This window comes from Streptomyces sp. MUM 2J, assembly GCF_022414535.1.
GTDB lineage: Bacteria > Actinomycetota > Actinomycetes > Streptomycetales > Streptomycetaceae > Streptomyces.
The window spans coordinates 19442-27471 of record NZ_JADWYM010000062.1 but is presented as its reverse complement, the minus strand read 5'-3'; the positions used below and the strand labels follow the sequence as shown (position 1 = coordinate 27471).

Annotated in this window: 6 protein-coding genes and 3 tRNA genes; 4 read left to right on the top strand and 5 right to left on the bottom strand. The window is 70.9% G+C overall.

The window, feature by feature from the left end; all coding sequences use genetic code 11:
* The first annotated feature begins 370 nt into the window (after positions 1-370).
* Positions 371-805 (top strand): pyridoxamine 5'-phosphate oxidase family protein, encoded by a 435-nt coding sequence (locus tag I3F54_RS30165; protein WP_240122099.1) that lies wholly within the window; start codon positions 371-373, stop codon positions 803-805.
* 98 nt (positions 806-903) lie between these two features.
* On the opposite strand, the gene I3F54_RS30160 is transcribed toward I3F54_RS30165, so the two are convergent.
* From I3F54_RS30160 to I3F54_RS30140, 5 genes are all read right to left on the bottom strand, one after another.
* A tRNA-Phe gene (locus I3F54_RS30160) sits at positions 904-977 on the bottom strand.
* 27 nt (positions 978-1004) lie between these two features.
* Positions 1005-1079, bottom strand: a tRNA-Asp gene (locus I3F54_RS30155).
* Between the two features lie 194 nt (positions 1080-1273).
* Entirely contained in the window at positions 1274-2509 is a 1236-nt protein-coding gene (locus tag I3F54_RS30150) for a site-specific integrase (RefSeq protein ID WP_240122098.1), read from the bottom strand.
* Between the two features lie 104 nt (positions 2510-2613).
* Positions 2614-2686, bottom strand: a tRNA-Glu gene (locus I3F54_RS30145).
* An 80-nt stretch (positions 2687-2766) separates the two neighbouring features.
* Positions 2767-4398, bottom strand: coding sequence for a metallophosphoesterase (locus I3F54_RS30140; RefSeq protein WP_240122097.1), 1632 nt, complete (start codon positions 4396-4398; stop codon positions 2767-2769).
* A gap of 144 nt (positions 4399-4542) precedes the next feature.
* On the opposite strand from I3F54_RS30140, the gene I3F54_RS30135 reads away from it, so the two are divergent.
* From I3F54_RS30135 to I3F54_RS30125, 3 genes are all read left to right on the top strand, one after another.
* Positions 4543-4893, top strand: a complete 351-nt coding sequence (locus I3F54_RS30135) for a metallopeptidase family protein (RefSeq protein ID WP_189219145.1) — start codon at positions 4543-4545, stop codon at positions 4891-4893.
* Between the two features lie 125 nt (positions 4894-5018).
* Entirely contained in the window at positions 5019-5579 is a 561-nt protein-coding gene (locus tag I3F54_RS30130; protein WP_240122096.1) for a hypothetical protein, read from the top strand.
* Positions 5580-5806: 227 nt separating this feature from the next.
* Positions 5807-7807, top strand: a complete 2001-nt coding sequence (locus I3F54_RS30125) for a DEAD/DEAH box helicase (protein ID WP_240122095.1) — start codon at positions 5807-5809, stop codon at positions 7805-7807.
* The last annotated feature ends 223 nt before the right edge of the window (positions 7808-8030 follow it).

The following is an 8030-nucleotide window of genomic DNA, read 5'->3' as shown; positions in this document are numbered from 1 at the left end:
GGAGTCCCGTTCCTGCTGTTCAGGCGGGGGTTGTGGACGAATCAAGATCCCTAACGCAGCGGCGTTGGACAAGACATGGCCTAAAAATCATGATCGATTCGTGTAGACCGCAGGTAATCACAGGGGAGGAAACATGCTGAAATCAACCATGTTCAACGTTGCACGATGCTTTGACCTGCCTATTTACGCTCTGGCGTGAACGGATCAACCTTTGCCGGGTGAACGATGACTCCGTTATGAATCCGTGATCATCGTGGGAGGGATCTTCTTCGTGAATGCGCGCGAATTGCGCAAAAGGGCAGCTCAGGCGTGCTGTGGTGCCGGTCACTTCGGGGTAGTTCGGGCAAGTGGCGCGTTTACGCTTCCAGTCATGTCGAACGCGATATCCGGCCAGCCGGACAACTACCTAGAGTTTTGGAACGAGTACCACCTGTGCACCCTCACTACGGTGCGCCCGGACGGTCGGCCTCATGTGGTGCCCGTCGGCGTGACTGTAGACGGCCCCGCTGGCGTGGCCAGGGTTATTACCCGCAAATCCAGCCGCAAAGTGGCCAACGTTCTTGCGTGGGGCGGGGAAGCTCGCGTGGCCGTGTGCCAGGTCGACGGAGGCCGTTGGGCCACGCTCGAAGGAGTGGCGGAGGTGTGCACCGATGAAGCGGCCGTGCAGGACGCCGTTACCCGATACGGAGAGCGATACGGGCGCACGCCGGCCCCGGACCCGGAACGCGTAGTCATCAAGATCGCGATTGAGCGCAGCATGGGGCAGGTGCTCCCTCCGCCCGCCCGCCCGGCTGCCGCTGCTTGATTCGTTGCCGGGGGCCCGGCGTCTCGGAGAGGGGCGCCGCCGGTCCGAGCCCTGAGAAACGCGAGAAGGCCCCAATCCGAGGATTGGGGCCTTAGCTGTGGCTGGGGCCGGGATCGAACCGGCGACCTATCGCTTTTCAGGCGATCGCTCGTACCAACTGAGCTACCCAGCCACGCAGTTCACCGAGGTGATCTGCAAGCGGTCCTGACGGGATTTGAACCCGCGGCCTCCACCTTGACAGGGTGGCGAGCACTCCAAACTGCTCCACAGGACCTTGGCATCCCGCAACCGTCTCGGGGTGCGAAATGTAAGGGATCGGTCCTGGCGCTGGCGCCTGAACCGAAGGCTGACTATACCCGACGGAGACCGGTGAGCTGAAATGAGTACATTGCCCGCTCGCTGCTGCTTCCGACCGATGTGGCTCCCTCCCGCGTCGCTCCACGGAGGTGCGGGAGGGAGTCGGGGCCGTCAAGCAGCCAGAGCAGGCGCGGGCTGAGGTGCGTTGGGGTTCATGGCCCAGTCGACAGCGGCCACGACCTCGTCGTCCAAGGCGTCGAGCAGGTGGCCGTAGCGATCGACGGTCGTAGTGATCGACTCGTGGCCCAGGCGGCCCTGAATGGCCGGCAGGGGAACCTTCGCGGCGATGAGCCAGGAAGCGTGCGAGTGGCGAAGGTCGTGTACGCGCGGGGCCTTGGTGAGACCTTCGGCACGGGCGCCCTCGATCGCCGGATGCCAGCGCAGGCTACGGAAGGTCCAGGTGTCCCAGCGACCCCCCTTAGGGCCCTGGAAGAGGAGTTCGTTGGGAGTGATCCCCTTCGCCCGCCTGCGGAGCATCTGGTCCAGGTTGCTGGTGATTACCAGCGTCCGGCGAGCCTTCTTGGTCTTCGGGGCGCCAAGGTATGCGGCGCCGTCCTCGTCGCGCTTCCAGGCGCGCTGGATGCGTATAGCTGGCCGGCCGTTTCGCCGTACGAGGTCGCGAGGCTGGAGAGCCGTGATCTCGCCCCAGCGAGCGCCGGTCTCGGCAAGGGCGTCAGCCAGTTCTCGGGCGTCTTGGTCGACCAGGTGAGAGCGCAGCAGTGCCCACTCGTCACGTTCGAGGAAGACCATCTCGTCTTCGACGCCGTCGTCCTTGCGGGGGAGTCGGGTGCCTGCGCACGGGTTCTTCGTGCGCAAGGGCGGGTCGTGCTCCACTGCGCTCTGGCAGATACCAGACAGCAGGCCGTGAACGTTGCGGATGGTCTTGGGGCTCAGCTTGCGGCGCTTGGTCCCCTCCGGATCGTGTGGGGCAGGGCGACCCGCCTCTAGATCGTTGACCCAGGTCCGTATCGCGTCCGCAGCAAGACCGCCCTCTCCATCGCGCATGGAGTAGTTGCGGAACCACGGCGAGAGCTTCTGTCGGACGAGCTTCCGGTACTCGGCCTTCGTGTCGCCCTGTACCCCTGTGAGCTGATCTATGTGGCGGAGGGCGAACGGTTCGAACATCTCCTCCGGCGTGCGGACGTTCTCCACGAACCCGCGACCACGTATCCAGCCAGGGGGCCATTGCTGTCCGTGGCCGTCAACGAGGTTCTTGAACTTCTCCGCGGACGGCTCGTCGTCGAAGGACTCCGACGCTCGGCTGCCGCTGCGGGTGCCTCCCGCGCGCCAGCGAACGACGTAGCTGGACTGTCCGTCACGCCTTTGCTTGACCTCGATGTACGCCATGCTCAGGACTGTAAAACAGCTCTGGTGCCCACGTCGTGCCCACCAGAACAGCAAAAAAGACCCCCTGACGAGCGTTTCCGCAGGTCAGGAGGTCTGTGACTCTGTGCCCCCAACGGGATTCGAACCCGTGCTACCGCCTTGAAAGGGCGGCGTCCTAGGCCGCTAGACGATGAGGGCTATCGGCCCGCCTGGGCGCTTCGCAGCGCCTCGGGGACGTGAGAAGCATATGGGATGGCGGGAGGTATCGCCAAAACGGTTTACGGAGCCGCCGTGGAAGGGGTGCGCGGCGAGGCCGGCGAAGGGGCCGCGGAGGCGCCGGCCGACGCGGTGGGCGAGGTGCTGGACGCCGGGGTCGCGCCTGGCTGGTTCTCCTCCACCAGGTGGCGGCTGACCTCGGCCGTCGCCAGCCCCAGTCCGCCGAGCCGGATCTCGTCCCAGGCCTGGAGGCGCCGGGTGTCCCGGTCGAGGTAGAGGATCGACGCCTCGATGGGGTCGGGATACTTGTCCTCCACCGCGCGCAGCCCGCTGCCGCCGGTCGAGCCCTCCACGCGCAGCCGGGTGCCGTACTTCATGACCTTCATCTGCTCGTGGTGGATGTGGCCCGCGAGGACCAGCGGGACGTCGCCGTCGGTCTGCCGGGCCGCCACGGGCTCGTGCGCGACGGCGACGTCCACCGGTGTGCCGGCGGCCTTCTGGTCGCGCAGGGCCGAGGCCAGCCGGGCGCCCGCCAGCTCGTTCGCCGCGTCGCCGCCGGGCACCGTCGAGCGGTCCGGGGTGAACTGCGGGTCGCCGATGCCCGCGAAGCGCACCCCGGCGATGGTCACCGCGCGCCCGTCGTCCAGGACGTGCACGTTCTTCAGGTGCTCCAGGTAGCGCTGGGTGAGGTACGAGTCGTGGTTGCCGCGGACCCAGACGTAGGGCGCACCGAGGTCCTCGACGGGGTCGAGGAAGCCGTTCTCGGCGGCCGTGCCGTGGTCCATCGTGTCGCCGGAGTCGACGATCACGTTCACGTCGTACTGCTCCACCAGTGAGGCGATGATCTTCCAGCTGGCCGGGTTGAGGTGGATGTCGGAGACGTGCAGGACGCGGACGGTCGTCGGGTCCGGCCGGTAGGCGGGGAGGGTGGAGGTGACGTCGTACAGCTTGGTCACGTTGGTGACCAGGCGGGCCAGCTCCTGCTGGTAGACGTCGAACTCGGTGACGATGTTGCGCGCGTTGCCGACCAGGGAGGGCGCCGAGGTCAGCAGGCCGGAGAAGCGGGGCTCCAGTACGGACTTGGGTTGCCAGGTGGCGTACGCCGTCGCCCCGGACGCCGCCAGCAGCATCAGGGCCATGCCCCCGGCAGCCAGGGCACGGCGCGGGCGGCGGTAGACGGTGAGGCCGAGCGCGGTGGCGCCGGAGACGACGGCCACGCAGGAGCGCAGCGCCAGGTCGGCCGCGCCGCGCTCGACGTCACGGGTGACCTCCTGCTGGAGCCCGGAGAGGCGTTCGGGGTGGTCCACCAGTGCCTGGGAACGGGCCGGGTCCAGCTGGTCGACGTTGACGTCGAGGCGGACCGGCGCGATGTGGCTGCGCAGTTGCAGGGCGCCCAGTGGCGACACGTTGATCTTCGTGCCGCCGGTGAGCGAGGGGCGCAGGGTCATCGTGGTGTCCATGGGGCCGACCGGCACCCGGACGTTGCCGACGATCAGCAACCCCAGCCAGCCGCCCAGCAGGACCACGGCGACCAGCCCTGCGGCGCGGGCCCACGGATGCGGCTGGGGCGTGAGCGTCGCGGCCGGTGCGGTGCGGTGGGGGCGGCGGGGGCGGCGTGCCCGGCGGACGAGGGACTCGGGGGCGTGGACGATCCGGCTCAGGGCGTTCCGGGCTGCGGCGAGGACGCTGACCATTGGGCCCGTATGCCCAGGCGCGCGCGCCGTCATGCGCGCGGGCGCCGGATGGCGGCGCGCCGTCGTGCAGGCGCGTGCCGGGTGCCGGCGGCCGTCCGCGCGGTCGTGACGTACCGGGCGTGCGGCGTGCCGGACAATGGCCGTGTGCTGGAGATGACGCGCGAGGAGTTCGAGGAACTGGTCGCCGAGGCGCTCGATCGGATTCCGCCGGAGCTGACGCGGCTCATGGACAACGTCGCGGTGTTCGTCGAGGACGAACCGCCCGCCGACGACCCCGAGCTGCTCGGGCTGTACGAGGGGACCCCGCTCACCGACCGGGGCGAGTGGTACGCGGGCGTGCTGCCGGACCGGATCACCGTCTACCGGGGGCCGACCCTGCGGATGTGCGAGACCCGCGAGGACGTGGTCGCCGAGACCGAGGTCACCGTCGTGCACGAGATCGCCCACCACTTCGGGATCGACGACGCCCGGTTGCACGCGCTGGGGTACGGCTGACGCACCGGCGGTCGGCCGAGCGGGCGGGCCCGCGCGCCGATGGTGCGGACGGCGGGGGCGCGTGTCCTCCCGCAGGCGGCGGGAGTTGGGCACGTCGACTCTGACTCACCCCGGAGGTGGCTTCCGTGCGCCCCTTGTACGTACCCGTCCGCCTGGCCGCCGCCGTCATGGCCGTCGCCGCCACCGCCGGCTGCATGAGCGTGGGGGAGGACGACGGCAGCCAGGCCCGGCCGTCGCAGTCGGCGGGGCAGCGCGGCGGTGAGGAACCCGGCGGCGGGCCCGCGGTGCCGGGCGGTGCGGCCGGGGCCGGTGGCGTGGTGGGCCGGAGCGGGTACGCGCACGGGCAGGAGAGCCCCGGCGAGGACGCCAAGGCCGCGGAGTCCGCCTCCCCCTCGGTCCCGGCGACGCCGCAACCCAGTGCCAGCGCGAGTGCGAGCGCGAGTGCGAGCGCGTCCGCCGCGGCCCGGCCGGACCACTCCCCGAAGCCGGACGCGCCGTCGCCGACCAGGCCCCAGCCGACCCCGCCGAGGGCCACCCCGTCCCCGGAGCCGCCGCCCCCGCCGTCCCCGGAGCCGCCGGTCCCCTCGGACCCGCCGTCCGCCGAGCCGTCGTCTTCGGCGCACCAGGAGACACTGCCGCAGCTGGCGCAGCGTGAGCCGGCTCCGGTGGCGGGGACTCCGGCATAGCGGCCGTAACCTGCACCGATGCCCGCGTCACGGGGCCGGTTTGCGTTCCGGGGCAGGGGGTGCGTATGGTGGTAGATCGTTTGATCCCATTTGCCCGGCGCCATCGCAGAGCGCGCCGTGTGGCGCGTACTCTCCCTTGCCGTGGCGGACCGCATTGAGGCGGTCGTAATGCGAACACGGAGTTGACGGGCGCGTGCCGACGAGACTCCGGAAGGTTTCGCATTCGCATGTCCATTTCCAGCACTGATCACGCCGTCGTGCCCGAGGCCACCGAGGCCGAGACGGCCACCGCGGTGGCCGTCGGGGAGACCGCCGAGGCCGGGCGCGAGGAGACCCCCGAGGTCACCTTCGCCGACCTGGGTCTGCCCGAGGGCGTCGTGCGCAAGCTCGCGCAGAACGGCGTGACGGTCCCCTTCCCGATCCAGGCCGCGACCATCCCGGACGCCCTGGCCGGCAAGGACATCCTCGGCCGCGGCCGCACGGGCTCCGGCAAGACGCTCTCCTTCGGCCTGCCCACGCTGGCCCGGCTGGCCGGCGGCAGCACCCGCAAGCACAAGCCCCGCGCGGTCATCCTCACCCCCACCCGTGAGCTCGCGATGCAGGTCGCGGACGCCCTCCAGCCGTACGGCGACCAGCTCGGCCTGAAGATGAAGGTCGTGTGCGGCGGCACCTCCATGGGCAACCAGATCTACGCCCTGGAGCGCGGGGTGGACGTCCTGGTCGCCACCCCGGGCCGGCTCCGCGACATCATCAACCGCGGTGCCTGCTCCCTGCAGGACGTGGAGGTCGCCGTCCTGGACGAGGCCGACCAGATGTCCGACCTGGGCTTCCTGCCCGAGGTGACGGAACTGCTGGACCAGGTGCCGGCGGGCGGCCAGCGCATGCTGTTCTCCGCGACGATGGAGAACGAGATCAAGACCCTCGTCGACCGGTACCTCAACGACCCGGTCAGCCACGAGGTGGACGCCGCCCAGGGCGCGGTGACGACCATGTCCCACCACATCCTCGTCGTGAAGCCCAAGGACAAGGCTCCGGTCACGGCCGCGATCGCCTCCCGCAAGGGCCGCACCATCATCTTCGTCCGCACCCAGCTGGGCGCCGACCGCGTCGCCGAGCAGCTGCGCGACGCCGGCGTGAAGGCCGACGCGCTGCACGGCGGTATGACGCAGGGCGCCCGCACCCGCACCCTCGCGGACTTCAAGGACGGGTACGTCAACGTGCTCGTCGCCACCGACGTCGCCGCCCGCGGCATCCACGTCGACGGCATCGATCTCGTCCTGAACGTCGACCCGGCCGGTGACCACAAGGACTACCTGCACCGTGCGGGCCGTACGGCGCGTGCGGGCCGCACCGGCACCGTCGTGTCGCTGTCCCTCCCGCACCAGCGTCGCCAGATCTTCCGCCTCATGGAGGACGCCGGCGTCGACGCCGCGCGCCACATCATCCAGGGTGGGGCCGCCTTCGACCCGGAGGTCGCCGAGATCACCGGCGCCCGCTCGATGACCGAGGTGCAGGCCGAGTCCGCGGGCAACGCCGCCGCGCAGGCCGAGCGCGAGGTCGCTCAGCTCGGCAAGCAGCTCGACCGCGCCCAGCGCCGCGCCACCGAGCTGCGCGAGGAGGCAGACCGGCTCGTCGCCCGGGTCGCCCGTGAGCGCGGGGAGGACCCGGCCGCCGCCGTCGCCGAGGCCGCCCTGGCCGCGGCCGAGGCCGCCACCGGCGTGTCGGTGCCGGAACAGCCTGCAGCCCAGGACGTGGACCGGGCGGAGCGCGCCGAGCGTTCGACGGCCGCGGCGCCGTACGAGCGCCGCGAGCGCGACGAGCGCCGCCCGTTCAACCGGGACCGCGACCGCGAGCGTGGTTTCGAGCGCCGTGACGACCGCGGTGGTGAGCGTGGTGGCTTCCGCCGGGACCGGGACCGTGGTTTCGAGCGCCGGGACGACCGCGGTGGTGACCGCGGTGGCTTCCGCCGGGACGACCGCGGTGGTGACCGTGGTGGCCGTTCCTTCGAGCGCCGTGACGACCGCGGTGGTGACCGCGGTGGCTTCCGCCGGGACGACCGCGGCGGGCACCGCGGCAGCGACCGCCCGTTCAACCGGGACCGCCGCGACGACCGCCCCGGCTTCCGCTCGGGTGGCCACGAGCGCCCCTACGGCCGCCACGACGACCACCGCGCCGGCGGTTCGCACGGCCGCCGCGAGGACAAGCCGCGCTGGAAGCGCAACGGCTGACGCCCACGGCGACCCGGGCAGCATCTGAACGGCACAGCGCCGCCGCCCCTCCCGGGGCGCGGCGCTGTGCCGTCTCCGGGGCCCGCGCGTCCGTCGGCAGGGGCACGCCGTGCGAACCGGCCGATCCCCGACACTTGCGGCGCCTTCGTGCCCCCGACGGGGCCGTGTCACCGATACCGGATCGGCGACACCGCCGCGTCCGGCTATGCTCGGGGAGGCGACA

Excerpts from the sequence above, each read along its gene's own strand:
- I3F54_RS30165 (WP_240122099.1), top strand. The coding sequence starts at position 371 with ATGTCGAACGCGATATCCGGCCAGCCGGACAACTACCTAGAGTTTTGG.
- I3F54_RS30150 (WP_240122098.1), bottom strand. The coding sequence starts at position 2,509 with ATGGCGTACATCGAGGTCAAGCAAAGGCGTGACGGACAGTCCAGCTAC.
- I3F54_RS30140 (WP_240122097.1), bottom strand. The coding sequence starts at position 4,398 with ATGGTCAGCGTCCTCGCCGCAGCCCGGAACGCCCTGAGCCGGATCGTC.
- I3F54_RS30125 (WP_240122095.1), top strand. The coding sequence starts at position 5,807 with ATGTCCATTTCCAGCACTGATCACGCCGTCGTGCCCGAGGCCACCGAG.